The organism is Micromonospora sp. CCTCC AA 2012012 (genome assembly GCF_040499845.1).
In the GTDB taxonomy this organism is placed as follows: Bacteria; Actinomycetota; Actinomycetes; order Mycobacteriales; family Micromonosporaceae; genus Micromonospora; species Micromonospora mangrovi.
Map to the genome: position 1 here is coordinate 51,897 of NZ_CP159342.1, position 25,982 is coordinate 77,878.

A 25,982-nucleotide genomic window follows, 5' to 3' on the forward strand; every position below is an offset into this window, starting at 1 on the left:
CCGCCCGCCTCCGCCGACGGGTGTCGGTCCGAGCCATCCTCGCGCGCTCGCGGCGAGGAGCGCCGGTGGTCCGGATCCTCCGTGTCGGTCGGCGATACGACGTCGGCGGCCGTGCCGGACCTGCGGTTGGCCGGTCTGGCGGTGGCCGCCTGGCTGGCCGCCCTCGCCGGGCTGCACCTGAGCCCGGTGGCGGCAGCCACGCTGGCCGGGGTGGCCGCCGTGCTGGCCGTGCTGGCCACCGTGCACCTGACCGGCCTGCTCGGCCGTCCTACCACCCTCGTGCGCCGGTACGGCTGGGTCGCCGTCGCGGTGCTGCTCGGCGTGGTCTGCGGCGCGACCGCCACCGCCGCCCGGCTGGCCGGCCGGGACGCCGCCCCGCTCCGGTCCCTGGTCGACGACCGGGCGGTGGTCACCGCCGATCTCGTCGTCCGGGACGACCCCCGTCCGCTGCGCGGTGCCGCCGGTCGACCGGTGATGGTCGTCGTCTCCGCCGACCTGGTCGGCCTGACGCCACGGGACGGCCCCCGGGTGAGCGGGCCGGCCCGGGTGCTGCTGTTGACCAAGGATCCGGGCTGGCGTGGCCTGCTGCCCGGCCAGCGGGTACGCGCCGACGGCCGGCTCGCCGCACCGCGCGGCGGAGACCTGACCGCCGCCGTGCTGACCGTGACCGGTCCACCCGTCCGGTCAGGGCCGCCGCCCTGGCTCCAGCGCGCCGCCGGCTCGCTGCGTACCGGCCTGCAACGGGCCTGTGCGCCGCTGCCCGAGGACCGGGGCGGGCTGCTGCCGGGCCTGGTGGTCGGGGACACCAGCCGGCTCACGCCCGCCGTGGAGGAGGAGTTCCGGGCCACCGGGATGACCCACCTGAACGCCGTGTCGGGCTCGAACGTGGCGATCGTGGTCGGCGCGGTGCTGCTGGCCGCCCGCTGGGCCCGGGCCGGTCCCCGGCTGGCCGCCGTCTGCTGCGGACTGGCGCTGATCGGCTTCGTCGTCCTGGTCCGCCCCTCGCCCAGCGTGGTCCGGGCGGCCACCATGGGGGCGATCGGACTGGCCGCGCTCGCCGCCGGCCGCCCCCGGGCCGCGTTGCCCGCCCTCTGCGCCGCGGTGGCCGTGCTGGTGCTGGTCGACCCGGAGCTGGCCGGGGACGCCGGTTTCGCACTCTCCGTGCTGGCCACCGCCGGGCTCCTGCTGATCGCCCCGGCGTGGCGCGACGGGCTGCGGCGGCGGGGCGTACCGGCCGGGTTGGCCGAGGCGCTGGCGGTGCCGGCGGCCGCGCAGCTCACCTGCGGCCCGGTGGTCGCCGGGATCTCCGGGACGGTGAGCCTCGTCGCCGTGCCGGCGAACCTGCTGGTGGTGCCGGCCATCGCACCCGCCACCGTGCTGGGGGTCGCCGCCGCCGTGGTGTCACCCGTCTGGCCGGCCGGTGCGGAGTTCGCCGCCTGGCTGGCGAGCTGGCCGGCCTGGTGGCTGGTGACGGTGGCCCGGCAGGGAGCCCAACTGCCGGCGGGGACGCTGCCCTGGCCGGGTGGCGTGCCGGGGGCCCTGCTGCTCGCCGCGCTCACCGTGGCGCTGCTGATCGCCACCCGCCGCCCGGTGGTCCGGCGACTGGTTGCCGTCTGCGCGGTCGCCGTGGTGCTGGGCACGTTGCCCGTCCGGCTGCTCGCGGGCGGCTGGCCGCCGCCGGGTTGGCTCGTGGTGGCCTGCGCGGTGGGCCAGGGCGACGCGCTGGTGCTGCCCGTGGGCGGTGGCCGGGCGGTGGTGGTGGACGCCGGACCCGAGCCGGCCGCGGTGGACGGCTGCCTGCGGCGGCTGGGAGTACGGGAGGTGGCCCTGCTGGTGGTCAGTCATTTCCACGCCGACCACGTCGGCGGGATCGCCGGGGTCTTCCGGGGCCGGCGGGTGGCCGGGGTGCTCACCCCCGGGTGGGGCGAGCCGGCCGCCGGGGTCGCTCTGGTCCGGTCCACGGCCCGGGCCGGCTCCGCCCCGGTCGGGACGGCGCCGGTGGGCTGGCGGTGGCGGGCCGGGGGAGTGGAGCTGCTGCTGCTCGGGCCGCCGTACCCGCTGCGGGGCAGCCGGTCGGACCCGAACAACAACTCGCTGGTGCTGGCCGCGACGGTGGCCGGGGTGCGGATCCTGCTGGCCGGGGACGCCGAGACGGAGGAGCAGCGGGCGCTGCTGGAGTCCGTGCCGTCCGGGGCGTTCCGGGCCGACGTGCTGAAGGTCGCCCATCACGGTTCGGCCTATCAGGATCCGGCGTTCCTCGACGCGGTCCGCCCCGCCGTGGCGCTGGTCTCGGTCGGCGTCCGCAACGACTACGGGCACCCCAACCCCGCACTGCTGGCCCGCCTGACCCGCAACGGGGTCCGGGTGCTGCGTACCGACACCCAGGGGGACGTGGCGGCCGTACGGGACCGGGGCGGGCTCGCGGTGGTGGTGCGCGGCACCCGCCCGGGTCGACAGCCCTGACCGCTGACGGTATTGATGGCATAGGGGAGAACCGAGTTAAATGTCTGGATTTGCGCTGAGTGCGGGCTGAGCCGTCACAGTCGCCGATGAGCAGGCACGACAGCGCCGCGGGCCGTGCGAATATGGGCGGCGTGACCCCCGCCAGCCTGCCGCCCATTCTGCTCGTCCTCGGCGACGAGGAGCTGCTCGCCACGCGCGCGGTGGCCGACGCCGTCGCCCGGGTGCGGGCCGTCGACCCGGACGTGGACGTGCGGGAATACCAGGCCGGGGCGGTGGCGGTGGGGGAGATCGCCGAGATGCTCAGCCCGTCGCTCTTCGGCGGGCGTCGGGTGCTCGTGCTCCGGGCCGGCCAGGACGCCCGCAAGGACCTGGTCACCGCCCTGCTGGCGTACGCGAAGAACCCCGACCCGGAGGTGCAGCTCGTCGTGCTGCACGTTGGCGGGGCCAAGGGAAAGGCCTTCGCGGACGGGCTGAAGGCGGCCGGTGCGACGGTGGTGCCGGCGGCGAAGCTCAAGGGTCACCGGGAGCGGGTCACCTTCGTCCGGGACGAGATCCGCCGCCTCGGCGGCACCTGCACCGAGGACGCCGCCGAGGCGCTGATCGCCGCGGTCGGCACCGAGCTGCGGGAACTCTCCGCGGCCTGCTCGCAGCTCGTCGCCGACACCGACGGCCGGATCGGGGCGGAGACCGTCTCCCGCTACTACCGGGGCCGGGTGGAGGTGACCGGCTTCACGGTCGCCGACGCCACCATGGTCGGCGACGTCCCGGCCGCGCTGGAGGCGCTGCGCTGGGCGCTGCACGTCGGCGTCGACCCGGTCCCGATCGCCGACGCGCTCGCCGACGGGGTCCGTACGGTGGCCCGGGTCGCCTCCGCCGGGAGAGGCAGCCCGTATCAGCTCGCCAGCAGCCTCGGCATGCCGGCGTGGAAGATCGAGCGGGCCCAGCGGCAGAGCCGGGGCTGGACGCCGGAGGGTCTGGTGGCGGCGATGCGGGCCGCCGCCGAGTGCAACGCGGCCGTCAAGGGCGGCGCGGACGACCGGGCGTACGCGTTGGAGCGGGCGGTCTTCTCGGTGGCCGCCGCCCGGGCCGGTGGCGCCCGGTGACCGGAACGCCCCGCGCGGCCTGGGCCACCGTCGCCGCCGACGAGGAGCGGCACCGTCCGCTCTACGCCCGACTGCTCGGGCTGCGCTTCGTCAACCCGGGCGGTGTGCTCTGCTTCCTCTTCTTCGAGGGAGCGGTCGCCCTGGCCGTGCTGCTCGCCCTCGCCGAGCTGGTGAGCTGGTGGGCGGTGCTGGTGCTGCCGGTCGCGGTGGCGACGATGGTGAAGCTCAACGACATGGTCGCGGAGGTGGTCGTCCGCACCGCGGCGCTGGTGCCGGAGCAGGAACGCGACCGGTTCCGCCGGCAGGTCGAACCCGTGGTCGGCCGGGCCCGGGTGCCGTCGCGGGAGCTGCTCGGCAGCGTGCGGGGAGCCGAGCCGGCGCTGCGCTCCGCCCGGCCCGACGGTCGACCTGCCCGCCCCGGCGACTGGCACCCCCACCATGACTCGTAGCCCTGACCGGACGGCGTGCCGCCGGCCGCCACGTCGCTGAACACCCGGCCGGGTGGCGGTCATGTCGCTGACCCGGACGAGCGGCCGTCATGTCGCCGGCCTGACGGTCTCCGCGCCCGGCCGACACTCCCAGGTCGCCGTCCCGGAGATGATCACCGGACCGGGACCCGCAGGCGCCGGACGCGGAGACGCCGGCAGCCGGGCCGAGCGAAACGTGGACAGCCGGAAGCCCCGGGGGTCCACCCCCGGGGCTTCCGGTCAGGTCTGTGGGCCGGTCAGGCCGAGAGGGAAGCGATGCGCTTGGCGATCGCCGACTTCCGGTTCGCCGCCTGGTTGCCGTGGATGACGCCCTTGCTGGCAGCCTTGTCCAGCTTGCGGGCGGCGTCCCGCATGAGCACGGTGGCCTTCTCGGCGTCGCCGGCCTCGGCAGCCTCGTTGAACTTGCGGATGGCGGTCTTCAGCGACGACTTGACCGACTTGTTACGCAGCCGGCGCTTCTCGTTCTGCCGGTTGCGCTTGATCTGGGACTTGATGTTCGCCACGCGACAGCCTCGTCTTGATAGCTCGGTTTGGTCTGCTTCCGCACGGCGAGCATGGTCCATCGCCGCGCGAAGAGCCAGGTTACCAGGTCCGTCGGGACGAGCCAAAACGGCTCCGCGCGGGCGGGCCCGGAACGCTCAGCGCCAACCCTGCCGGACGGCCAGCCAGTCCAGTGCCCGCTCGCCGCTCCACCGCTGGTGCGGGCGCAGGTGCGCCGACGCGTCGGAGGGTCCGGCGGCGGCAGCGGTGAGGTAGTAGCCGGCCAGGGCGGCCAGGGTCACGTCGAGGGCGTCCGGGGGCGCGCCGACGGCCGCCGGGTGGGCGGCGAAGGCGGCGTCCGCGTCGAGGCCGCTGGCGTACGCGGTGATCAGCAGGCCGGCCAGGTCGAACCAGGCCGGACCGTGGCAGAGCCAGTTCCAGTCGCAGACCCAGGCCCGACCGCCCGCGTCGACGAGGACGTTGTCCACCCGCAGGTCGCAGTGGATCAGCCCGGTGGCGGGCGCGGCGTACCCGGGGAGGCGGGACTCCAGGGCGGCCAGCTCGGGGAGCCGGGTGGTGGCCCAGTGCGGCAGCTCCGGCGCCGGTTCCCGGGCGGCGGCGACCTCGCCCCACCAGAGGATGTCGTCGCGGGCCAGGTCGGCGAGGTGGGGGAGGCCGAGGGCGACCAGCTCCGCGGGCGGTGCGGCGAGGGCGGCGGCGAGTTCGGCGTACGCGGCGAGGGTGGCGGTGAGCGCCGCCGGCTCCCAGGGCAGCGCCGGCGTCCGGCCGTCGACGGCGTCGAGGCAGACCGCGTACCAGCCGGCCTCGGTGAGCGCCCAGCGGGGCCGGGGCACGGGCAGGCCCACCGGGAGCCGGCCGAGGATCTCCGCCTCCCGGAAGTACCAGTCGGCGAGGTGCCGCTGGTCGGTCAGGGAGGCCGCCTTCAGGAACACCCGGCTGCCGTCGGCGCTCTCCAGCACGGCGGCGAAGCCGCGGGTGAACCCGGCACCGGCGACCCGGACGGCCGTCGGCGGGGCGCCGAGGCGGGCGGCGACGGCGTCCCGCAGGGCGGCCGGCAGCCTCGCCCACGCGGGGCGCAGCGCCGTCGCGTCGTACGGCACCGGGGGGAGTGAGATCTCGGCCACCGGCCCATGCTGCCCGACGGTGACCGGCCCGGCGAGCGGGTCGGCTGTCGGTGTGCTCTGCCAGACTGGCGAGCCATGAGGACCGACGACTTCTGGCAGTTGATCGACCGGGCCCGGACCGGGGCGGGCGAACCGGGGGCGGTGGCCGCCCGGGCGGTCGCCCTCCTCGCCGAGCTGCCCCCGGAGGAGATCGTCGGGTACGCCCACCACCAGCAGCGGGTCCTCGCCGCCTCCTACACGGTCGACCTGTGGGGCGCGGCGTATCTGATCAACGGGGGCGCCTCCGACGACGGCTTCGAGTATTTCCGGGGCTGGCTGATGACCCAGGGGCGGGCGGTCTTCGCGCAGGCCGTCCGGAGTCCCGACGCGCTCGCGGAGCTGCCGCAGGTCCGGGCCGCCGCGCTCAGCGGCGAGGAGTTCGAGTGCGAGGAGATGCTCTCGGTGCCCTGGGACGCGTACCGGAAGGCCACCGCGACCGACCTCCCGGCAGACCGCGACCCGGTGAAGGTGCCGGACCTCAACGACTTCTGGGACTTCGACGACGAGGACGAGGCACGCCGCCGGCTGCCGAAGCTCGCGGCGCTCTTCGTCGAGCCGCCGGCGGAGTGAACCACCCCGGCGACGGGTGACCCGCCCCGTACCCCAGGAGTGATCGGACCGCGTCGTGAGCGACGTGGGAGCATAGAGGGGGCCGGCGGCGCGCCGGCCCGCTCCCGTCAGCCGACCAGAACGGACCGCTGTGCCACCGACGCTCGATCCCGGCGCGAACGCTCCTGGTGCCACCGACCCGGCGCGCATCAGGAACTTCGGCATCATCGCCCACATCGACCACGGAAAGTCGACGTTGGCCGACCGGATGCTGCAGCTCACCGGCGTGGTCGACCCGCGGCAGATGCGCGCGCAGTACCTCGACCGGATGGACATCGAGCGCGAGCGCGGCATCACCATCAAGAGCCAGGCCGTCCGCATGCCGTGGACCATCCGCGAGGGTGACCGGGCCGGCGAGCCGGCCGTGCTCAACATGATCGACACCCCGGGCCACGTCGACTTCACCTATGAGGTGTCCCGGTCGCTGGCCGCCTGTGAGGGCGCGATCCTGCTGGTGGACGCGGCGCAGGGCATCGAGGCGCAGACGCTGGCCAACCTCTATCTGGCGCTCGAGAACGACCTGCGCATCATCCCGGTGCTCAACAAGATCGACCTGCCGGCCGCCCAGCCGGAGAAGTACGCCGAGGAGCTGGCCCACCTGATCGGCGGCGACCCGGCCGACTGCATCCGGGTCTCCGGCAAGACCGGTGAGGGCGTGCCGCACCTGCTGGACGAGATCGTCCGGCAGTTCGTCCCGCCGACCGGCGAGGCCGACTCCCCGGCCCGGGCGATGATCTTCGACTCGGTGTACGACGTCTACCGGGGCGTGGTCACCTACGTCCGGGTCGTCGACGGCCGGATCAGCGCCCGGGACCGGATCAAGATGATGTCCACCGGCGCGGTGCACGAGCTGCTGGAGATCGGCGTCATCTCGCCGGAGATGGTGAAGGCCGACGCGCTCGGCGTCGGTGAGGTGGGCTACCTGATCACCGGCGTGAAGGACGTCCGCCAGTCCCGGGTCGGTGACACGGTCACCATCAACGGCAACCCGGCCAGGGAGGCGTTGGGCGGCTACAAGGACCCGAAGCCGATGGTCTACTCCGGCCTTTATCCGATCGACGGGTCGGACTACCCGAACCTGCGCGAGGCGCTGGACAAGCTCAAGCTCAACGACGCCGCGCTCGACTACGAGCCGGAGACGTCGGGGGCGCTCGGCTTCGGCTTCCGCTGCGGCTTCCTCGGCCTGCTGCACCTGGAGATCATCCGGGAGCGGCTGGAGCGGGAGTACAACCTCGACCTGATCTCCACCGCCCCGAACGTGGTCTACCGGGCCATCACCGAGGACGGCCAGGAGATCGTGGTGACCAACCCGAGCGAGTACCCGACCGGCAAGATCGCCGAGGTGTTCGAGCCGGTCGTCCGGGCCACGGTGCTCACCCCGAACGACTACGTCGGCGCGGTGATGGAGCTGTGCCAGGGTCGCCGGGGCAGCCTGCTCGGCATGGACTACCTCTCCGCGGACCGGGTGGAGCTGCGCTACACGCTGCCCCTCGCGGAGATCATCTTCGACTTCTTCGACCAGTTGAAGAGCCGTACCAAGGGCTACGCCTCGCTGGACTACGAGCCCTCCGGCGAGCAGGCGTCCGACCTGGTGAAGGTGGACATCCTGCTGCACGGCGAGCCGGTGGACGCGTTCAGCGCCATCGTGCACAAGGACAAGGCGTACAACTACGGCGTCACCATCGCGGCGAAGCTGCGCAACCTGATCCCGCGCCAGCAGTTCGAGGTGCCGATCCAGGCGGCCATCGGCAGCCGGGTGATCGCCCGGGAGACCATCCGGGCGATCCGCAAGGACGTGCTCGCCAAGTGCTACGGCGGTGACATCAGCCGGAAGCGCAAGCTGCTGGAGAAGCAGAAGGAAGGCAAGAAGCGGATGAAGATGGTGGGCCGGGTCGAGGTCCCCCAGGAGGCCTTCATCGCCGCGCTCTCCTCCGACTCCGGCGACGGCAAGGCCGCCGGCAAGAAGTGAGCCACCGCCGCCGGTGACCCGGCGACCGGCGCCCCGCCGGAGCGGACCGACCGGTCCCTCCGCGCGGGGCGTCGGCTTTTCCCCGGCGTACGCGGAGGAATTTTTCCTGGCCGCGCGGCCCGGTTCCGTGCCCGGCTGGTACCGCTCCCACCTGCGGTTTCCCTGCGGTACGGCGGATCGACGCGGTCGCCGGGCATCGACATCCGGCAGCGTGCCGGCGGATGAGTCGGTTTGGATTTTCGGCGCTTCGGGAACTTAGCGGTCACGACAGGAACCACACAGATCGTGTGAAAACATCTGAGGAGGAGGGCGACCGTGGAGCTCACCGTTTGGGGCATCATCACCGCGCTCGTTGTTGGTCTCATCGTCGGCGCTCTGGGCCGCCTGGTCGTGCCGGGCCGTCAGAACATGCCGATGTGGCTGCACATGCTGATCGGTGTCGGCGCCGCGCTGCTCGGTACGGTGCTGGCCCGGGCCATGGGCATCGCCACCGAGACGTCCGGCATCGACTGGACGGAGCTGCTGGTCCAGGTCGTGCTCGCCGCCATCGCGGTCGCCCTGGTGGCCGGCGTGGGCCGTCGCCGGAGCGTCTCCCGGTACTGATCCACACCCCTGAACCGCTGAAGCGGGCGTCCGACCCTCGGGTCGGGCGCCCGCTTCGCGTTCCGCCCCGGGCCCGCCCGTCGGTCCTGGGGCGGACCCTGTCCCGCCGGTGCCCGCCCCAGCCCCCTGGCGGAACGCACCGGTCCGCGCGAGCTCCCGACGGAACGCGCCGGCCCGCGCCCTCCGACGGCTTGCGCCGGCCCGCCGGGAGACCCCGACGGAACGGGTGGTGTCGATGGCCGGCGCGCCCTCCAATCCGGGGCATTCGATGGCAGGCGGCGGCCGACGGCTCTGGTGGGAGCGATGAAAGTGCTGGTCAGGGGCCAGACGCGTAGTTCGTCACCAGAGTCGGTTTGGATTTTCTGCCGGTCGGGAACTTAGCGGTCACGACAGGAACCACACGAACAATCGTGTGACTCACTTATGAAGGAGGAGCGACCGTGGAGCTCACCGTCTGGGGCATCATCACCGCGCTCATCGTTGGTCTCATCGTCGGCGCTCTGGGCCGCCTGGTCGTGCCGGGCCGCCAGAACATGCCGATGTGGCTGCACATGCTGATCGGCGTCGGCGCCGCTCTGCTCGGCACCATCGTCGCCCGCGCGTCCGGCTTCGCCGACACCGCCGGCATCGACTGGCGCGAGCTGCTGCTGCAGGTTCTCTTCGCCGCCATCGCCGTCGCCCTGGTGGCCGGTGTGGGCCGTCGCCGGAGCGTCTCGCGCTACTGACGCACCCCGAACCGCTGACGCGGGCGTCCGACCTCAGGGTCGGGCGCCCGCGTCGTGTCGTTCCCCGGGCCCCTCGACCTGCCGTACCGCAGGCTTGCCCGGGCCCCCGCCGGCTGCGATACGGTCGCCTCGCCTCGTCGTCGCGGCCACCCCCTGTCGTAAAGGAATCTTTCCTACTAGGGTGCGGCGGAGAAGGTTAATGCCAAACCGCGCGAGGGAGATATGGCGTGAACAGGTGGAAGCGGCTGGCTCCGGTCACCGCCGTCGTGGCCTCGGCCGCGATGGTGCTCGCTGGTTGCGGTGGCTCCGGTGACGACGACAAGGCCGCCGACAACAGCAAGCTGACGGTCTGGATGATGGGCGAGGGGGGCGACGCCCAGACGAAGTTCCTCGACGGCGTCGAGTCCGAGTTCAAGAAGAAGCACCCGGAGACCGACGTGGTCGTCCAGTACATCCCCTGGCTCGAGGCGCCGAAGAAGTTCCAGGCGGCGCTCGCCGGTGGCGAGGGGCCGGACGTGACCGAGCTGGGCAACACCGAGACCCAGGGCTGGGCGGCGCAGGACGCGCTCGCCGACGTGACCGGCAAGTTCAACGGCTGGTCCGAGGGGAAGGACATCCTCCCCGGCCTGGTGAAGAACGCCCAGCTGGACGGCAAGCAGTACGGCGTCCCGTGGTACGCCGGCGTGCGGGCCATCTACTACCGCACCGACTGGTTCGCCGAGGCGGGCGTGAAGCCGCCGACGAGCTGGGACGAGCTGGTCACCGCCGCGAAGACCGTCCAGGCGAAGAAGCCGGGCACCTACGGCATCGCGCTGCCCGGCAACTCCGAGCTGCCGTTCTACTCGTTCCTCTGGGGCGCCGGCGCGGAGATCGCCACCAAGGACGGCGACACCTGGAAGTCCGGCTACAACACGCCGGAGGCCCAGAAGGCCGTCAAGTTCTGGACCGACCTGGTGACCGTGCACAAGGTCGCCCCGCCGGCCGCCGCCGGCTGGAACGAGGTCGACGCCCGTACCCAGTTCGCCACCGGCAAGGCCGCGATGGCCTTCGCCGGCAGCTGGCAGGGCGGCGCGATGAAGAAGGACAACCCCGACATCGAGAAGGTGTGGGGCACGTTCCCGATCCCCGGCCCGGACGGCAAGCCGGCCCCGGCCTTCGCCGGCGGCTCCGACATCGCGCTCTGGAAGGACAGCAAGCGGCAGGACCTGGCCTGGGACTACCTGACCGTGCTGCTGAGCAAGCAGAAGGACCAGGAGTTCGCCAGCAGCCTGAACTTCTTCCCGGTCTATCAGGACCTGGTCAGCGGCGGTAACTACGCCAACGACAAGGTGATGGCCGCCTTCGCCACCAGCATGCAGAACACCAAGCTGACCCCGCTGACCCCGAAGTGGGTCGAGGTGAGCCGGACCAAGACGGTGACCCAGGCGATGAACAGTTCGGTGATCAAGGGGCAGAAGACGGTCGAGAAGGCCACCGCCGACGCTGCCGCCGAGATGGAAAGCATCCTCAACGCAAAGTGAGCGTCCTGACCGAGAGCACCGGGACGGCCGCCGCGCGGGAGACCCCCGCGCGGCGGCGGCCCCGCGTCGACCGCCTCCCGTACCTGCTCCTGCTGCCCTGTCTCGCGATCATCGGCGTGCTGCTGCTCTGGCCGCTCGGCGAGGTCGTGGGCATGTCGTTCTACAAGCTCAACAGCGTCCGGCAGCTGCGCGGCGACCGCGAGTGGCCGTGGGTGGGCCTGGACAACTACGCCCAGATCCTCGGCGACCCGTTCTTCCGTACGGTGCTGCGCAACACCGTCCTCTTCGCCGCGGCCAACGTGGTGCTGACGATGATCCTCGGCACCCTGGTCGGGCTGCTGCTCAACCGGCTCGGCAAGCGGATGGCCACCTTCGTCGCGAGCTGCGTCATGCTGGCCTGGGCCACCCCGGCGCTGACCGGCACCATCGTCTGGAAGTGGATCTTCGACGACACCAGTGGCCTGGTCACCTGGCTGTTCAACAAGCTCCCCGACGGCCTCTCCACCAGCCTCTTCGGGCGCAGCGACTGGACCGGCTACGGCTGGTTCAACGACCCGCTGCTCTTCTTCTCGATCCTGACCCTGGTGGTGGTCTGGCACTCGTTCCCGTTCATCGCGGTCAGCGTGCTGGCCGGGCTCAAGAGCGTGCCGAGCGAACTCCAGGAGGCGGCCCGGGTCGACGGCGCCGGCCCGTGGCGGGTCTTCTGGTCGGTGACCTTCCCGATGCTGCGGCCGGTCTTCGGCATCCTGGTGGTGCTCTCCACGATCTGGGACTTCAAGGTCTTCACCCAGCAGTTCGTGCTGGCCGGCGGCACCCAGGACCGCTCGACCTTCATGCTCTCCATCTACTCGTACGCGGAGGCGTTCTCGCCGCCGCCCAAGTACGGCCTCGGTGCCTCGATCGCGGTGATCCTCACCCTGATCCTGCTCGTGGTGACCGGTGTCTACGTCCGCATGGTGCTGCGGCAGGAGGACGAGTCGTGAAGAAGTTCGCCCTCAACGGCGCGGGTGTGCTGGTCGCGCTCTTCGCGGCCTTCCCGGTCTACTGGATGGTCGCCACCTCGCTGAAGCCCAACCGGGAGATCTTCTCCAGCACACCGCGCCCGGTCCCGGCCGAACCCACCCTGGAGCACTACCGGGAGATCCTCACCGGCAACCTGATCCCGGGCGTGACGTTCGTCGACTTCTTCCTCAACAGTGTCCTGGTGGCGGTGTCGACGGTGCTGCTCAGCGGCCTGGTGGCGCTGCTCGCCGCGACGGCGGTGGCCCGCTTCCGGTTCCGGCTGCGGACCACCTTCCTGATCCTGCTGCTGGTGGTGCAGATGATCCCGCTGGAGGCGCTGGTCATCCCGCTCTTCCTGATGATCCAGCGGCTCGGGCTCTACAACACCCTGCCCAGCCTGATCCTGACGTACCTCGGCTTCTCGCTGCCGTTCGCGGTGTGGATGCTGCGCGGCTTCGTCGCCGCGGTGCCGAAGGAGCTGGAGGAGGCGGCGGCGATCGACGGCGCGAGCCGGGCGCAGACCTTCCGGCGGATCCTCTTCCCGCTGGTCGCGCCCGGTCTGGTCGCCACCAGCATCTTCTCCTTCATCACCGCCTGGAACGAGCTGATCTTCGCGCTGACCTTCGTCAACGACCAGAGCCGCTACACCCTGCCGGTGGCGATGACGTTCTTCTTCGGCCGGGACGACACGGCCTGGGGGTCGGTGATGGCGGCGTCCACGCTCTTCACCCTCCCGGTGATCGTCTTCTTCCTGCTGGTCCAACGACGGATGGTCTCCGGGCTGGTCGCGGGCGCGGTCAAGGGCTGACCGGGCCCCGGCCGTCGTCAGGCCCCGGGCGGGGCCAGGGTCGCGCCGGCCCGGGCGACGATCTCCTGGAGCGCGGCGACGTGGCCGTCGAACGCGCCGCGTCCGTGCCGGCTCAGCTTGACCGAGGTGCGCGCCCGCTTGCCCACGAAGCCCTTGTGCACCTCGACGTAGCCGGCCTGCTCCAGGACGCTGAGCTGCTTAGACAGCGCCGAGTCGGAGAGCCCGAGCTCGTCGCGCAGATAGCGGAACTCGGCCCACTCGGTGGCGGCGAGCAGGCCCACCAGCGACAGCCGGGTCGGCGCGTGGATCAGCTCGTCGAACCGGGGTGCGGTCATCGGCCGCCGCCGATCGGCCGGGCGGTCATCACGCCGCGAAGGTGGCGCATCAGCCGGGGGCCGGTCAGCGCCATGGTGATCCCGGTGATCGCGGCGCCGGTGGTCGCCGGCCAGCGCACGTCGAGCGCCTCGGCGGCGAAGCCGGTGGCCAGCCCGAGGCCGACCAGGGCGAACACGAAGCCGACGATGGCGACCGCCCCGCGCGCGCCGAGCAGCGAGGTGCGTACCTGCGCGCGGTGCCGCCGCACCACCACGACGATCAGCGCGCCGAGGGCGACGGCGTACCCGACGGAGCCGACGGCGACCACCCACGGACGGTGCGTCTCGACGGCGGCGGTGAAGGCGACCATGAGGCCGCCGACCGCCGCCCAGTACCAGCTGGGCACGAGGGTGGCGGTGACCGCCTGGTCGCGGCGGGCGTGCAGCTCGGTGAGCGCCGCCGCGGCAGCGGCGGGGGAGACGGCCGGCTCGGACATGGCATCCTCCTTGAGGGCTGGGTGAGTACTTTCCCACTTGGAAAGTACCCGCTGACTTTCCTGTGGGGCAAGTGCTTTCCAGGGCAGAATTCGCTCGACGGCCCCGTTAGGCTGAGCGCCATGGCGGGCAGGCTGGTGACGGTGAACCTCGGCGCGGTGACCGAGGCGGAGTGGGCGGGCGACGCGAGCGGCCGTACGGGCATCGACAAGCGGCCGGTCGACGGCCCGGTGCTGCTGCGGGCCGACGGGGTGGCCGGTGACTTCATCGGCGAGCGGGCCCACCACGGCGGCGCCGACCAGGCCGTCTACGCCTACGCCGAGGAGGACGCCGGCTGGTGGGCGGCCGACCTCGGCCGGGAGATCCGGCCCGGTGCCTTCGGCGAGAACCTCACCACCTGGGCGGTCGACGTCACCGGGGCGGTGATCGGCGAGCAGTGGGCGATCGGCTCGGCCCTGCTCGAGGTCACCAAGCCGCGCACGCCCTGCCGGACGTTCGCCGGCTTCTGGGACATGCCCGACCTGATCAAGCGGTTCACCGTCCGGGCCGCGCCCGGGGCCTACCTGCGGGTGCTGCGCGACGGCGAGGTCGCCGCCGGCGACCCGGTCGAGGTGGTGGACCGTCCCGCGCACGGGGTGACCATCGGGGAGGTGTTCCGGGCGACCACCCTGGAGCCGGAACTGCTGCCCCGGCTGCTGGACGTCCCGGAGCTGCCCGAACCGATCCGGGAGAAGGTCCGCCGCCGGCTCGTCGCCGACCGCGCGCTTTAGCCGGACGGCCTAGACGTCGGCGAAGACCTCGGCCAGGACCTGACCGGCGCTGGCCGGGTCGTCGCCGACCTTGCTCCAGGTGCCCCGGTCGGCGGTCCACTGGAGGTCACCGAAGCGAACCCGCTTCACCCCGTGGTCGTCGGCGTGCGAGACCAGCCAGTGGGCGTACCGCCAGCCGTTGCGGGCGTCCGGCGCGGGCACGGCCAGCCCGGTGAGGTCCGTGGGGGAGGTGACACCGGGCAGCCCCCAGTCCAGGGTGAGACCACGGGTCAGCGCGGCGGCGGCCGCCGCGCCCCGCATCGTCGGCGTCGGGCCGACCGTGCAGGCCACCGCGCCGGTCGCGTCGCCCAGCAGCGCCCGGGTCAGCACCTGCGACTCGTCGGCCCACTTCTGGTACGCCTCGGGGTAGGCCGACCGCTGCACCCGCTGGGCGGCCTCGGTGACCCGCATCCCCTGCCAGCCCTTGACCTTCTTCAACGCGGCATAGAACCGGTCCGCCGCGTAGCGCGGGTCCTGGATCTGCTCGGCGGTGCCCCAGCCCTGGCTCGGGCGCTGCTGGAACAGTCCCACCGAGTCCCGGTCGCCGTGGCCGATGTTCTTCAGGTGCGACTCCTGGTAGGCGGTGGCCAGCGCCACGACGACGGCCTGCTCGGGCATCTTTCGTTGGATGCCGATCGCCGCGATGGTCGCCGCGTTGGCCATCTGGTCGGCGCCGAGCACCACCCGGCCGTCCGCCTGCACGGTGCAGGTACGACTGGCCAGCGGCAGGGTGAGGTGGTGCCCGAACTGCCGCACCACGATCCAGACCCCGAGCAGGGCCACGACCGCCACCGTCACACCGGCTGCCACGACTGCCCGACTTCGCACCGACACCCCCTGTTCGACCGTCCGCCAAGAGTACGTCCCCCGAGACACCGTCCGGGTCGTCCGACCGGCCCCCTCCCGCTGCGTCACCACCTCACCACAGTGCGCCCTTGGGCAGGGCGATGCGCCCAGCTCGCGCCCGAGGCCGGTTTCCCGCGCACCTAGCTCGCCCCCGCTGCCCGCCCCCCGTCCAGAGCGGCCACCCATCGCGCGGGTCGCTTCTCCCGGAAGGCCAGGACACCCTCGCGACCCTCGTCCGAGAGGAAGTACCCGGTGGAGAGCGTCGCCAACTCGGCGATCTCGGCGCGCAGGTCGGTGGCGGCCGGCCGGCGCAGCAGCTCCTTGGCCCCGGTCAGCGCCCCCGGCGCGCCGCGGACCAGGGAGTCGCAGTACCGGGCCACGGCGGCGTCCAGCTCGTCGGCCGGCACCGCCGCGGTGACCAGGCCGATCTCGGCGGCCCGCCGGCCGTCGAAGGTGTCCCCGGTCAGATAGAGCTCGGCGGCGGCCCGCGGGTGCAGCCGGGGCAGCACCGTCGCCGAGATGACCGCCGGGATCACCCCGATCCGGACCTCGGTGAAGGCGAACGTCGCCTCCTGCGCGCAGACCGCCAGGTCGGCCGCCGCGATCAGGCCCAGTCCGCCGGCCCGGGCCGGTCCGGCCACCTTCGCCAGCACCGGCTTCGGGCACTCCCACACCGCCGCCAGGACGTCGCCGAGCATGCCGGCCGGCACGGTCCCGCTGGCGTACGCGGCGGCCGTCTCCTTCAGGTCGGCGCCGGAGCAGAAGACCGGACCGGTGTGGTCCAGCACGACCGCCCGGACGGTGTCGTCGGCGACCGCGGCGGCCAGCCCGGCCAGCAGCTCGGTCATCAGCGGCGTGGAGAGCGCGTTGCGGTTGTGCGGGCTGTCCAGGGTGAGGGTGGTCACCCCACGGGCCGTGGCGACCCGCACGAGAGCGTCCGGAGAGGTCATGCCGGGCACACTAGTGGCCATGCCCGGCGTCCTTCCAGATGGCGAGACCGTCCCCGCCGACGGCTCACTGCCCGCCGCCGCCCTGACCTCGGTCGGCGCGCGCGGCTTCGGCGTGTACGTCCACGTGCCGTTCTGCGCCAGCCGCTGCGGCTACTGCGACTTCAACACCTACACGGCGGCCGAGCTGGGCGGCGGTGCCGACCGCGAGTCGTACGCCGACACGGTGCTCGCCGAGCTGGCGCTGGCCCGCCGGGTGCTCGGCGACGCCCCGCCGCGCCGGGTGGACACCGTCTTCGTGGGCGGTGGCACGCCGACCCTGCTCCCCGCCGACGACCTGGCCCGCATCCTGGACGGGATCGACCGCACCTGGGGGCTGGCCGCCGACGCCGAGGTGACCACCGAGGCCAACCCCGAGTCGGTCACCCCCGACTCGCTGCGCACGCTGCGGAAGGCCGGCTACAACCGGATCTCGCTGGGCATGCAGTCCGCCGCGCCGGGAGTGCTGGCGATCCTGGACCGCAGGCACAGCGCCGGCCGGGCCACCGCCGCCGCCCGGGAGGCCCGGGAGGCCGGGTTCGACCACGTCAACCTGGACCTGATCTACGGCACGCCGGGGGAGAGCGCCGACGACTTCGCCGCCTCGCTGGACCAGGTGGTGGCGGCGGGCGTGGACCACGTCAGCGCGTACGCCCTGATCGTGGAGGACGGCACCCGGCTGGCGGCGCGGATGCGGCGCGGCGAGCTGCCATACCCCTCCGACGACGTGGCGGCGGACCGTTACCTGGCCGCGGAGGCCGCCCTCGACGCGGCCGGCTTCTCCTGGTACGAGGTCTCCAACTGGGCCCGTTCCGAGGCGGCCCGGTGCCGGCACAACCTGCTCTACTGGACGGGCGCGGACTGGTGGGGCCTCGGGCCGGGGGCGCACAGCCACGTCGGCGGGGTCCGCTGGTGGAACGTCAAGCACCCCACCGCGTACGCGAAGCGCCTGGCGGCGGGGGAGTCACCCGGCCTGGCCCGGGAGCTGCTCACGCCCGACGAGGCGCACATGGAGGACGTGATGCTGCGGCTGCGGCTCGCGTCGGGCCTGCCGCTCGCGGTGCTGGACGACGCCGGGCGGGCCGCCGCCGCGCGGGCCCTGGCCGACGGCCTGCTGGCCCCGCCGGAGTACGCGGCGGGGCGGGCGGTGCTCACCCTGCGCGGGCGGCTGCTGGCCGACGCGGTGGTCCGCGACCTGCTGCCCTGACCAGCGGAGGACCCGGCCGACCCGTGGGCCGGCCGGGTCGGGGTCACTTGATGAAGCTGGCGGACATCGGGTAGCGGTAGGGCTGACCCTCGTTGGCCTTCATGCCGGCGATGATCCCGAACAGGATCTGGATCACCACGACCGCGATGCTGGGCAGGAAGAGCAGGCACCAGCTCACGAAGAGCAGCACGAACGCGATGATCGACCAGAGGATCTGGAAGTTCAGCGCGGCCAGGGCGTGCGCCCGGACGGTCGGCGACTGCTGACCGCGGGCCAGGTAGGCGACGAGCGGGGCGACGAAGCCCAGCGGACCGAAGCTGATCAGCGCGCCGGCGGCCCCGCCGAAGTGCGCGACCAGCGCCCAGGTCTTGTCGTCGTTGTTGGCGTAGCCGCCGGTGGGGGCGCCGTACGCCCCGCCGGTGGGGTAGCCGGCGCCCGGCGGCGGGTAGCCGCCCGGCGGGGGGTAGCCACCCGACGGCGGCTGACCGCCGGGCGGCGGATAGCCACCGGGCGGGGGATAGCCACCGCCGCCCGGTGCCCCGGACAGTGGTGCGGTGGGCGGCTCCGACGAGCCGTACGGTGCCGACGGCGGGGTCGGGTCCGGCTGGGCGCCCGGGTCCCCCGCTCCGGGCGGGCGAGGTGGTTCAGTCATGGACGTCACGGTAGGGGTCGGGTGCAACACGGCACCAGAGCGACACCGCCCGGGATGTCCGGCTGATCGGCTCTGGTGCGCCGGCTGCCGGGGTGCCGCACCGGAGGTGCGTCGCTGATCATCGCGTCGGTGGGGGCGCCGACGTAGACTGGCACTCGCTACAGTCGAGTGCCAGGCGTGCGTCAGGAGGTGGGGAGATGGGTCTCGACGACCGCAAGCTCGCCGTGCTGCGCGCGATCGTCGAGGACTACGTCGCCACCCAGGAACCGGTGGGGAGCAGGGCCCTGGTCGAGCGCCACCAGCTGGGGGTCTCCCCGGCGACCGTCCGCAACGACATGGCGGTGCTGGAGGAGGAGGGCTACATCCGCCAGCCGCACACCAGTGCCGGCCGGGTGCCCACCGACCGCGGCTACCGGCTCTTCGTCGATCGGCTGTCCCGGGTCAAGCCGCTCAGCCCGGCCGAGCGCCGGGCCATCGAGCGCTTCCTGGTCGGCGCCGTCGACCTGGACGACGTGGTGCACCGCACGGTCCGCCTGCTGGCCCAACTCACCCGCCAGGTCGCCGTCGTGCAGTACCCGTCGCTGGCCCGCTCCTCGGTCCGCCACCTGGAGCTGGTGCCGATCTCCACCACCCGGCTGATGCTGGTCATGATCGCCGACACCGGGCGGGTCGAGCAGCGGCTGGTCGAGCTGCCCGCGCCGACCCCCGCCGAAGACGTCACCGACCTGCGCCGGCTGGTCAACGAGAAGCTCGTCGGCAGCCGGCTGTCGGAGACGCCGCCGCTGGTCCAGGCGCTGGTCGACGAGGCCGCGCCGCACCTGCGCGGGGCGATGACCACCCTGTCGACCGTGCTGCTGGAGACGCTCGTCGAGCGGCACGAGGAGCGCATCGCGCTGGCCGGCACCGCCAACCTGACCCGGGGCGGCCTGCTCGACTTCCAGGGCTCCCTGCGTCCGATCCTGGAGGCGCTGGAGGAGGAGGTGGTGATGCTCAAGCTGATCGGTGAGGCGGAGTCGACCACCACCCGGGTGCTGATCGGCGACGAGAACGAGATCGACAACCTGCGGGCCGCCTCCGTGGTCAGCACCGGATACGGCCCCGGCTCGACCGCGCTCGGCGGTCTGGGCGTGTTGGGTCCGACACGGATGGACTACCCCGGCACCATCGCCACGGTGCGGGCCGTGGCACGCTACGTGGGCGAGCTGCTGGCCCAGAACTGACCAGTCAGGGCCGACGGCCGGCTCCGGCCGACGACCGGCGCAACGCGAGACGAACATGAGGACACGGAACGCAGTGGCCAGGGACTACTACGGCATTCTCGGTGTGAGCCGGGAGGCCTCCGACGACGAGATCAAGCGCGCCTACCGCAAGCTGGCGCGGCAGTTCCACCCGGATGTCAATCCGGACCCGGAGGCACAGGAGAAGTTCAAGGACATCAACGCCGCGTACGAGGTTCTCTCGGACGACCGGAAGCGGCAGATCGTCGACCTGGGCGGCGACCCGCTCGCCCCGGGCGGCGGGGGTGCCGGTGGGCCCGGCGGTCCCGGTGGGGCGGGGCCGTTCGTCGGCTTCCAGGACATCATGGACGCCTTCTTCGGCGGGGCGGCCGGCGGCGCCCGGGGCCCCCGTCCGCGGACCCGTCCGGGCGCGGACGCGATCCTGCGGCTGGAGCTGGACCTGCACGAGACCGCGTTCGGCGTCGAGGCGCCGATCACCGTCGACACCGCCGTGCTCTGCACCACCTGTTCCGGCGCGGGCACCGCGGCCGGCACCCACCTGGCCACCTGTGAGGCGTGCGGCGGCCGGGGTGAGGTGCAGTCGGTGCAGCGGACCTTCCTCGGTCAGGTGGTCTCCGCCCGGCCCTGCACGGTCTGCCAGGGCTACGGCACCACCATCCCGCACCCCTGCCCGACCTGCGCCGGTGACGGGCGGGTCCGGACCCGCCGCTCGCTGACCGTCAAGATCCCGGCCGGGGTCGAGGACGGCATGCGGATCCGGCTGGCCCAGCAGGGTGAGGTGGGCCCGGGCGGCGGCACGGCCGGCGACCTCTACGTCGAGATCCACGAGCGGCCGCACGACGTCTACTCCCGTAAGGGCGACGACCTGCACTGCCGGGTCACCGTGCCGATGACCGCCGCCGCGCTCGGCACCCGGCTGACCATCAAGACCCTCGACAGCGAGGAGACGGTCGACGTCAAGGCCGGCACCCAGCCGGGCAGCACGCTGCGGCTGCGTGCCCGCGGGGTGCCGCACCTGCGCGGCACCGGCCGGGGTGACCTCTATGTCCACCTGGACGTGCGCACCCCGACGAAGCTCGACGCCGACCAGGAGAAGATGCTGCGCGACTTCGCCAAGACCCGGGGCGAGGAGGTCGCCGAGCTGACCAAGCAGGGCGGCTTCTTCTCCCGGATGCGCGACGCCTTCAACGGGCACCCCTGAGGTGTCGGCGCCGCTGTTCCTGGTCGAGGCGCTGCCCACCGGTGACACGCTGACCCTGGACGGTCCCGAGGGGCACCACGCCGCCGACGTGCAGCGGCTGCGCGTCGGCGAGGAGCTGCTGCTCGCCGACGGGCGGGGTGGCACGGCCGCCGCCGTGGTCACCGCCGCCGGCCGGGGCACCCTCGACCTCCGGATCACCTCCCGGGGGTACGTCGACGCGTCCGTCCCCCGGCTCGTGGTGGTGCAGGGCATCGCCAAGGGCGACCGGGGCGAGCTGGCCGTGCAGGCGATGACCGAGGTCGGGGTGGACGAGATCGTGCCCTGGGCGGCGTCCCGCTCGGTCGCACAGTGGCGCGGCGAGCGGGGCGTACGGGCGCGGGAGAAGTGGGCGGCGACCGCCCGGGAGGCGGCCAAGCAGGCCCGCCGGGCGTGGCTGCCGGTGGTGGCCGGGTCGCCCGACGAGTCCACCCGGACGGTGGTCCGGCGGATCGCCGGGGCGGCCGCCGCGTTCGTCCTGCACGAGGAGGCGGAGGAGCGGCTCACCACCGCCGAGCTGCCCGCCACCGGGGAGATCGTCCTGGTGGTCGGCCCCGAGGGTGGGATCGCGTCGGCGGAACTCGCCGCGTTCCGTGAGGCCGGTGCCCGTCCCGTCCGGCTCGGCCCGTCGGTGCTGCGCACCTCGACGGCCGGCGTCGCCGCCCTCAGCGTCCTCTCCGCCCGCCTCGACCGCTGGTAGCCCGCGCGAGTCCGGCTCCGCGGCTGTCGCCATGCGTCCTGGCAGGGGCCGGGGGTCTCGACAGATTCGGGGTTCGGTCAGCCCTTGGCCCGCGCGGCCGGATCTCTGGCTCGGGTGGGCGGATTCGCGGCTCGTGGCCGGGCTCCTGGCCTGCGCTCGGTGCGTCCTTTGCTCTGCAGCCACCGACGCAGCACCCCCGGACTGGCCGATGCTGCGTATCTGGCTGCAGAGCAAAGGGGCCGGGCAGGGGGTTCGGCGCCGCCGGTGGGTGCGCGCCCTTCCGGGGTCAGCTGCGCAGGTAGGAGGCGCCGTTGAGGTCGACGATGGTGCCGGAGGCCCACTCGGCCTCGGGGCTGGCGAGCCAGTGCACGGCGGCGGCGATCTCCTCCGGGCGGGCCACCCGGTTGAACGGGCTCTGGGCGCGGATCGCATCGCCGCGTTCGCCGGTCAGGTGGGTGGTGGTCATGTCGGTCTCGACGAAGCCGGGGGCGACCGTGGCCACCGCGATGCCGTACGGGGCCAGGGCCAGCGCCAGCGACTGGCCGAGCGCGTTCAGCCCCGCCTTGCTCGCCCCGTACGCGGGCTGCTCCGGCTCGCCCCGGAAGGCGCCCCGGGAGGAGACGTTGACGACCCGGCCACCCCGCTCGCGCATGTGCTGGGCGGCGCACCAGGTCACGTTGGCGGCGCCGGTCAGGTTGGTCTCCAGCACCAGGCGCCACTGCTCGCGCCACTGCTCGTAGGTGTTGCCGAAGACCGGGTGCGGCAGGTCCCGGGGCCCGTAGACGCCGGCGTTGTTCACCAGCACGTCCAGCCCGCCGAGCTGCTCGGCGGCCGCGTCCACCATCGTGCGGACCGCCTCCGGGTCGGCCAGGTCGGCGCGGACCACCACGTGCCCGTCGCCGGGCAGGTCGGCGCGTACCCGCTCGGCCAGCTCGGCCGAGTCGCGGTGGTGCACCGCCACGCGGTCCCCGCCCGCCGCGAACGCCCTCGCCACCGCGCTGCCGATGCCGCGCGAGGCCCCCGTCACCAGTACCGCCCGTCCCGCCATGGCGGCCATCCTGCCCCAGCGCCACGCCGCACCGACAGGCGGCCCGCCCCGCGGCGGGCGTCGACCGGGTGCCCTTTCCTAGACTGCGCGGATGGGAACCGACTGCCTGTTCTGCCGGATCGTCGCGGGAGAGATCCCGGCCACCGTGGTGCGGGAGACCGCCACCACCCTCGCCTTCCGGGACATCGACCCCAAGGCGCCCACCCACGTGCTGGTCATCCCGAAGGAGCACTACGCCGACGTGGCGACCCTCGCCCAGGGTGACCCGGGCCTGGCCGGCGAGCTGCTCGCCACGGCCGCCGTCGTGGCCGAGGAGGAGGGGCTGACCGTGGACGGGTTCCGGCTGATGTTCAACACCGGCCCGTACGGCGGCCAGGAGGTCTTCCACGTGCACGCGCACCTGCTCGGCGGTGCGCCGCTCGGCCCGATGCTCTGCCGCTGACGCCGCCCTAGACTGCCCTGGTGATCACGATCCACGACCGGCTCGGCCGGATGGTGCGGCAGGCGCAGGCGCAGGGGCGGATCCCGGCGGTCTCCGCCGCCCTGCACCGGGCCGACCGACCGCTCTGGACCTGCACCGTGGGCCAGACCGGCAACGACACCCCGCTCGGCCCGGAGACCGTGTTCCGGATCGGCTCGGTCACCAAGACCTTCACCTCGGTGCTGGTGCTCCAGTGCCGCGACGACGGGCTGCTCGACCTGGACGACCCGATCGGACGGCACCTGGACCTGCCGGCGCACGGCGAGCTGACCGTACGCCGGTTGCTGTCGCACACCGCGGGCCTGCAGCGGGAGCCGCACGGCGACGTGTGGGACACCCTGCGCGCGCCGGGCGTGGAGCAGCTCCTGGCCGACCTGGACCGGGTCGAGCGGGTGTTGCCCACCGGGCGGCGCTACCACTACTCCAACCTGGGCATGGCGCTCCTCGGCGAGCTGGTCGCCCGGCTGCGCGGCGGGACCTGGGCCGAGGTGCTGGCGCAGCGGGTGCTCGTCCCGCTCGGGCTGACCGGGACCTCGCCGACGCCGGGGGAGCGGGCGGCGACCGGATTCCTGGTGGACGCGTACTCGGACGAGGCCCGGCCGGAGCCGCCGACCGACTTCGGCGCGGTGGCCCCGGCCGCGCAGCTCTGGAGCACGGCGACCGACATGGCCCGCTGGGCGGCCTTCCTGGCCGACCCGGCCGCGCTGGACCCGACCGGCGCGGTGCTCGCCCCGGCCACCCTCGACGAGATGCGCTGGCCGCTGACCACCACCGACGAGACGCTCTGGGCGGCCGGCTTCGGGCTCGGCCTGATCCTGGTGCCGCAGGGGCAGCGGGTGGTGCACGTGGGGCACGACGGGGCGATGCCGGGCTTCCTGGCCGCGGCCTACGGCCGCCGCGGCGGGGACGGCACGGCGGGCGCGATGGGCTGCGCGGTGCTCGGCTCCGCCGGCACCGGCGTCGAGGTCTTCGACCTGCCGCACCGGCTGCTCGCCGCCGCGGCCGAGCACGACCCGGCCGACGTCCCGCCGTGGCGACCCGGCCCGCCGGCCCCCGACCACCTGCGCGGCGTGCTGGGCCGCTGGTGGGGCGAGGGCTTCGAGTACGTCTTCTCGTGGCACGACGGCGCCCTGCGGGCGCGCGGCGCGGACGATCCGGCGGGTCGCCCCCCGGCGGTCTTCGCCCCGCTGCCGGAGCGGCCGGACGTGTTCCGCACCGTCGCCGGGCGGGAGGTCGGCGAGCTGCTCCGGCTGACCCGCGACGAGCGGGGCGTGGTGGTCCGGATGCACTGGGCCACCTACCGCTTCACCCGCGCCCAGGAGACCTTCGACGGGTACGACTTCCGCACCGGTAGTTGATCTCCAAGCCGGGGAAATGGGCGAGGTGCGCCCGGTGTTGACCGGATAGCATGGGCGTAACGTCCGTCCGCCGCGCCAGCAGGGCCCGGCGCCGAGATCGAGAGCAGGTGGCGCAGGGCCCGACGGGCCCGACCTATGACCGGCACCCCACCTCCCGGCCCGCCCCGGGTGCAGACCAGGATCACGGTCCCCGACTCGAAGATCATGGTGAACCTGCTCGGCGCGGGCGACGAGATCCTGCGACTCGTCGAACGCTCGGTCAACAGTGACGTCCACGTGCGCGGCAACGAGATCACCATCACCGGCGCCCCCGCGGACAACGCCCTCGCCGAGCGGCTCTTCAGCGAGCTGATCGAACTGATCGAGAAAGGCGAGACCCTGACCACTGACGCCGTCCGGCGTACCGTCGGCATGCTCGAGCAGGGCACCGCCGAGCGGCCCGCCGAGGTCCTGACGCTCAACATCCTCTCCCGGCGCGGCCGTACCATCCGCCCCAAGACCCTCGGGCAGAAGAAGTACGTCGACGCGATCGACGCGCACACCATCGTCTTCGGCATCGGCCCCGCCGGTACGGGTAAGACCTACCTGGCCATGGCGAAGGCCGTCCAGGCGCTCCAGGCCAAGCAGGTCAACCGGATCATCCTGACCCGGCCGGCGGTCGAGGCGGGTGAGCGGCTGGGCTTCCTGCCCGGCACGCTCAACGAGAAGATCGACCCGTACCTGCGCCCGCTCTACGACGCGCTGCACGACATGCTCGACCCGGAGTCCATCCCCAAGCTGATGGCCGCGGGGACCATCGAGGTCGCGCCGCTGGCATACATGCGGGGGCGGGCGCAGCCGTACGACGCTCGGGTGCTGACGCCGGAGGGTTTCAAGCCGTTCGGCTCGCTCCGGATCGGTGACCTGGTCATCGGCTCGAACGGGACGCCGACCCCGGTGATCGGCATCTACCCGCAGGGGCCGAAGCAGACCTACCGGGTCACCACCCAGGACGGCGCGTCCACGATCGCCTGCGGTGAGCACCTCTGGACCGTGGCCACGCCCGACGACAAGCGGCGCGGCCGTCGGCGCACCCTCGAAACGCGGGAGATGATCGGCAAGGAGTGGCGGGGGCACACCCGCCGGTACGAACTCCCGGTCGTCGCACCGGTGCGGATGGAGTCGCAGGAGGTCCCGCTCGACCCGTACGCGCTCGGTCTGCTTCTCGGAGACGGCTCGATCTCGTGCCGGACGACTCCGGCGTTCACCACCGCGGATCCGGAGCTGGCCGTCGCGCTCGAAGAGGCACTGCCGGACATCGAACTCGTTCGCAAGGGTGACTACGACTACGTGCTCCGGCACGTCCATGGTCGCCGGGGCGGCGTGATCGTGGCCAATCCGGTGACGGCTGTGCTGCGCGAGCTGGAGCTGGCCGGGACGACGTCGGGCACCAAGTTCGTGCCGGAGATCTACAAGACCAACAGCCTCGATGTCCGGCTGGCCGTGCTGCAAGGACTGCTGGACACCGACGGGGGTCCGGTCACCCAGACCGGGCGGACCTGCCGGGTGCAGTACTCGACGACGTCGCCGCGCCTGCGGGACGACGTGGTGTACCTGGTCCAGTCGCTTGGCGGCGTCGTCACCTGGCGGGTCCGGGAGGCCGACGGGCGTAAGCCCG

General features: G+C 73.3%; 25 protein-coding genes and 2 pseudogenes. 19 read left to right on the top strand and 8 right to left on the bottom strand.

Annotated elements, in window-relative coordinates; genetic code table 11:
* Window positions 1–81: 81 nt before the first annotated feature.
* The 3 genes from ABUL08_RS00225 to ABUL08_RS00235 all read left to right on the top strand — a co-directional run bounded on the left by ABUL08_RS00225 (window position 82) and on the right by ABUL08_RS00235 (window position 4,015).
* The gene (locus ABUL08_RS00225) at window positions 82–2,463 is read left to right on the top strand and encodes a ComEC/Rec2 family competence protein (protein WP_350933572.1); all 2,382 of its coding nucleotides are present in this window, start codon (window positions 82–84) and stop codon (window positions 2,461–2,463) included.
* Between the two features lie 122 nt (window positions 2,464–2,585).
* On the top strand, window positions 2,586–3,566 hold the full coding sequence (holA, locus tag ABUL08_RS00230; RefSeq protein WP_350933573.1) for a DNA polymerase III subunit delta: 981 nt from the start codon (window positions 2,586–2,588) through the stop codon (window positions 3,564–3,566).
* A complete protein-coding gene (locus tag ABUL08_RS00235; RefSeq protein ID WP_350933574.1) occupies window positions 3,563–4,015 on the top strand; it encodes a hypothetical protein in 453 nt (150 codons plus the stop codon). The genes holA and ABUL08_RS00235 overlap by 4 nt, the downstream gene beginning before the upstream one ends.
* 275 nt (window positions 4,016–4,290) lie before the next feature.
* Here the strand turns inward: ABUL08_RS00235 and rpsT are convergent, their stop codons facing one another.
* Window positions 4,291–4,557, bottom strand: coding sequence for a 30S ribosomal protein S20 (gene rpsT / locus ABUL08_RS00240; RefSeq protein WP_350933575.1), 267 nt, complete (start codon window positions 4,555–4,557; stop codon window positions 4,291–4,293).
* Window positions 4,558–4,692: 135 nt separating this feature from the next.
* The gene (locus ABUL08_RS00245; protein ID WP_350933576.1) at window positions 4,693–5,679 is read right to left on the bottom strand and encodes a phosphotransferase; all 987 of its coding nucleotides are present in this window, start codon (window positions 5,677–5,679) and stop codon (window positions 4,693–4,695) included.
* A 75-nt stretch (window positions 5,680–5,754) separates the two neighbouring features.
* Between ABUL08_RS00245 and ABUL08_RS00250 the strand changes: the two genes are divergently transcribed.
* The 7 genes from ABUL08_RS00250 to ABUL08_RS00280 all read left to right on the top strand — a co-directional run bounded on the left by ABUL08_RS00250 (window position 5,755) and on the right by ABUL08_RS00280 (window position 12,954).
* Complete coding sequence (locus ABUL08_RS00250; protein ID WP_350933577.1) at window positions 5,755–6,288, top strand: DUF4240 domain-containing protein; 534 nt, start codon at window positions 5,755–5,757, stop codon at window positions 6,286–6,288.
* A gap of 130 nt (window positions 6,289–6,418) precedes the next feature.
* Window positions 6,419–8,296, top strand: a complete 1,878-nt coding sequence (gene lepA, locus ABUL08_RS00255; protein WP_350933578.1) for a translation elongation factor 4 — start codon at window positions 6,419–6,421, stop codon at window positions 8,294–8,296.
* A 315-nt stretch (window positions 8,297–8,611) separates the two neighbouring features.
* Window positions 8,612–8,899, top strand: coding sequence for a GlsB/YeaQ/YmgE family stress response membrane protein (locus ABUL08_RS00260; protein WP_350933579.1), 288 nt, complete (start codon window positions 8,612–8,614; stop codon window positions 8,897–8,899).
* A gap of 440 nt (window positions 8,900–9,339) precedes the next feature.
* The gene (locus ABUL08_RS00265) at window positions 9,340–9,624 is read left to right on the top strand and encodes a GlsB/YeaQ/YmgE family stress response membrane protein (RefSeq protein ID WP_089013026.1); all 285 of its coding nucleotides are present in this window, start codon (window positions 9,340–9,342) and stop codon (window positions 9,622–9,624) included.
* 227 nt (window positions 9,625–9,851) lie between these two features.
* The gene (locus ABUL08_RS00270; RefSeq protein WP_350933580.1) at window positions 9,852–11,144 is read left to right on the top strand and encodes a sugar ABC transporter substrate-binding protein; all 1,293 of its coding nucleotides are present in this window, start codon (window positions 9,852–9,854) and stop codon (window positions 11,142–11,144) included.
* Window positions 11,141–12,127: a carbohydrate ABC transporter permease gene (locus ABUL08_RS00275; RefSeq protein ID WP_350933581.1), complete on the top strand. Its 987-nt coding sequence runs from the start codon at window positions 11,141–11,143 to the stop codon at window positions 12,125–12,127. Before ABUL08_RS00270 ends, ABUL08_RS00275 begins: the two co-directional genes overlap by 4 nt.
* Window positions 12,124–12,954 (top strand): carbohydrate ABC transporter permease, encoded by an 831-nt coding sequence (locus ABUL08_RS00280; RefSeq protein WP_350933582.1) that lies wholly within the window; start codon window positions 12,124–12,126, stop codon window positions 12,952–12,954. The genes ABUL08_RS00275 and ABUL08_RS00280 overlap by 4 nt, the downstream gene beginning before the upstream one ends.
* Window positions 12,955–12,971: 17 nt before the next feature.
* On the opposite strand, the gene ABUL08_RS00285 is transcribed toward ABUL08_RS00280, so the two are convergent.
* The gene (locus tag ABUL08_RS00285; RefSeq protein WP_350933583.1) at window positions 12,972–13,289 is read right to left on the bottom strand and encodes a winged helix-turn-helix domain-containing protein; all 318 of its coding nucleotides are present in this window, start codon (window positions 13,287–13,289) and stop codon (window positions 12,972–12,974) included.
* A complete protein-coding gene (locus tag ABUL08_RS00290; protein WP_350933585.1) occupies window positions 13,286–13,765 on the bottom strand; it encodes a hypothetical protein in 480 nt (159 codons plus the stop codon). Before ABUL08_RS00290 ends, ABUL08_RS00285 begins: the two co-directional genes overlap by 4 nt.
* Before the next feature lie 120 nt (window positions 13,766–13,885).
* Here ABUL08_RS00290 and ABUL08_RS00295 point away from each other — a divergent pair, with 120 nt between their 5' ends.
* A complete protein-coding gene (locus ABUL08_RS00295; RefSeq protein WP_350933586.1) occupies window positions 13,886–14,533 on the top strand; it encodes an MOSC domain-containing protein in 648 nt (215 codons plus the stop codon).
* A 9-nt stretch (window positions 14,534–14,542) separates the two neighbouring features.
* On the opposite strand, the gene ABUL08_RS00300 is transcribed toward ABUL08_RS00295, so the two are convergent.
* Both ABUL08_RS00300 and ABUL08_RS00305 read right to left on the bottom strand, forming a co-directional pair.
* A complete protein-coding gene (locus tag ABUL08_RS00300; RefSeq protein WP_350933587.1) occupies window positions 14,543–15,406 on the bottom strand; it encodes a hypothetical protein in 864 nt (287 codons plus the stop codon).
* A 152-nt stretch (window positions 15,407–15,558) separates the two neighbouring features.
* The gene (locus ABUL08_RS00305) at window positions 15,559–16,368 is read right to left on the bottom strand and encodes an enoyl-CoA hydratase-related protein (RefSeq protein WP_350933589.1); all 810 of its coding nucleotides are present in this window, start codon (window positions 16,366–16,368) and stop codon (window positions 15,559–15,561) included.
* Window positions 16,369–16,387: 19 nt separating this feature from the next.
* On the opposite strand from ABUL08_RS00305, the gene hemW reads away from it, so the two are divergent.
* Window positions 16,388–17,611 (top strand): radical SAM family heme chaperone HemW, encoded by a 1,224-nt coding sequence (hemW, locus tag ABUL08_RS00310; RefSeq protein WP_350933590.1) that lies wholly within the window; start codon window positions 16,388–16,390, stop codon window positions 17,609–17,611.
* 43 nt (window positions 17,612–17,654) lie between these two features.
* Here the strand turns inward: hemW and ABUL08_RS00315 are convergent, their stop codons facing one another.
* Entirely contained in the window at window positions 17,655–18,263 is a 609-nt protein-coding gene (locus ABUL08_RS00315; RefSeq protein WP_350933591.1) for a DUF4870 domain-containing protein, read from the bottom strand.
* A 197-nt stretch (window positions 18,264–18,460) separates the two neighbouring features.
* Here ABUL08_RS00315 and hrcA point away from each other — a divergent pair, with 197 nt between their 5' ends.
* The 3 genes from hrcA (at window position 18,461) to ABUL08_RS00330 (ending at window position 21,438) form a co-directional block, all read left to right on the top strand.
* Window positions 18,461–19,483: a heat-inducible transcriptional repressor HrcA gene (gene hrcA, locus ABUL08_RS00320; protein WP_350933592.1), complete on the top strand. Its 1,023-nt coding sequence runs from the start codon at window positions 18,461–18,463 to the stop codon at window positions 19,481–19,483.
* Between the two features lie 73 nt (window positions 19,484–19,556).
* Window positions 19,557–20,702, top strand: coding sequence for a molecular chaperone DnaJ (gene dnaJ / locus ABUL08_RS00325; protein ID WP_350933594.1), 1,146 nt, complete (start codon window positions 19,557–19,559; stop codon window positions 20,700–20,702).
* A gap of 1 nt (window position 20,703) precedes the next feature.
* A complete protein-coding gene (locus ABUL08_RS00330) occupies window positions 20,704–21,438 on the top strand; it encodes a 16S rRNA (uracil(1498)-N(3))-methyltransferase (RefSeq protein ID WP_350933595.1) in 735 nt (244 codons plus the stop codon).
* Window positions 21,439–21,724: 286 nt separating this feature from the next.
* Here ABUL08_RS00330 and ABUL08_RS00335 read toward each other — a convergent pair whose 3' ends face one another.
* Entirely contained in the window at window positions 21,725–22,486 is a 762-nt protein-coding gene (locus tag ABUL08_RS00335; RefSeq protein ID WP_350933596.1) for an SDR family NAD(P)-dependent oxidoreductase, read from the bottom strand.
* Window positions 22,487–22,577: 91 nt separating this feature from the next.
* Between ABUL08_RS00335 and ABUL08_RS00340 the strand changes: the two genes are divergently transcribed.
* From ABUL08_RS00340 to ABUL08_RS00355, 4 genes and pseudogenes are all read left to right on the top strand, one after another.
* On the top strand, window positions 22,578–22,928 hold the full coding sequence (locus ABUL08_RS00340; protein WP_350933597.1) for a histidine triad nucleotide-binding protein: 351 nt from the start codon (window positions 22,578–22,580) through the stop codon (window positions 22,926–22,928).
* A gap of 50 nt (window positions 22,929–22,978) precedes the next feature.
* Complete coding sequence (locus ABUL08_RS00345) at window positions 22,979–24,325, top strand: serine hydrolase domain-containing protein (RefSeq protein ID WP_377521734.1); 1,347 nt, start codon at window positions 22,979–22,981, stop codon at window positions 24,323–24,325.
* Window positions 24,326–24,460: 135 nt separating this feature from the next.
* A pseudogene (locus ABUL08_RS00350) lies at window positions 24,461–25,207 on the top strand (PhoH family protein); the annotation flags it as partial.
* A gap of 273 nt (window positions 25,208–25,480) precedes the next feature.
* Window positions 25,481–25,909: pseudogene (locus ABUL08_RS00355) on the top strand (PhoH family protein); the annotation flags it as partial.
* Window positions 25,910–25,982 lie beyond the last annotated feature (73 nt).

Excerpts from the sequence above, each read along its gene's own strand:
- holA (WP_350933573.1), top strand. The coding sequence starts at position 2,586 with ATGGGCGGCGTGACCCCCGCCAGCCTGCCGCCCATTCTGCTCGTCCTC.
- ABUL08_RS00250 (WP_350933577.1), top strand. The coding sequence starts at position 5,755 with ATGAGGACCGACGACTTCTGGCAGTTGATCGACCGGGCCCGGACCGGG.
- ABUL08_RS00285 (WP_350933583.1), bottom strand. The coding sequence starts at position 13,289 with ATGACCGCACCCCGGTTCGACGAGCTGATCCACGCGCCGACCCGGCTG.
- ABUL08_RS00290 (WP_350933585.1), bottom strand. The coding sequence starts at position 13,765 with ATGTCCGAGCCGGCCGTCTCCCCCGCCGCTGCCGCGGCGGCGCTCACC.
- ABUL08_RS00295 (WP_350933586.1), top strand. The coding sequence starts at position 13,886 with ATGGCGGGCAGGCTGGTGACGGTGAACCTCGGCGCGGTGACCGAGGCG.
- ABUL08_RS00305 (WP_350933589.1), bottom strand. The coding sequence starts at position 16,368 with ATGACCTCTCCGGACGCTCTCGTGCGGGTCGCCACGGCCCGTGGGGTG.
- hemW (WP_350933590.1), top strand. The coding sequence starts at position 16,388 with ATGCCCGGCGTCCTTCCAGATGGCGAGACCGTCCCCGCCGACGGCTCA.
- ABUL08_RS00315 (WP_350933591.1), bottom strand. The coding sequence starts at position 18,263 with ATGACTGAACCACCTCGCCCGCCCGGAGCGGGGGACCCGGGCGCCCAG.
- hrcA (WP_350933592.1), top strand. The coding sequence starts at position 18,461 with ATGGGTCTCGACGACCGCAAGCTCGCCGTGCTGCGCGCGATCGTCGAG.
- ABUL08_RS00335 (WP_350933596.1), bottom strand. The coding sequence starts at position 22,486 with ATGGCGGGACGGGCGGTACTGGTGACGGGGGCCTCGCGCGGCATCGGC.
- ABUL08_RS00340 (WP_350933597.1), top strand. The coding sequence starts at position 22,578 with ATGGGAACCGACTGCCTGTTCTGCCGGATCGTCGCGGGAGAGATCCCG.
- ABUL08_RS00345 (WP_377521734.1), top strand. The coding sequence starts at position 22,979 with ATGGTGCGGCAGGCGCAGGCGCAGGGGCGGATCCCGGCGGTCTCCGCC.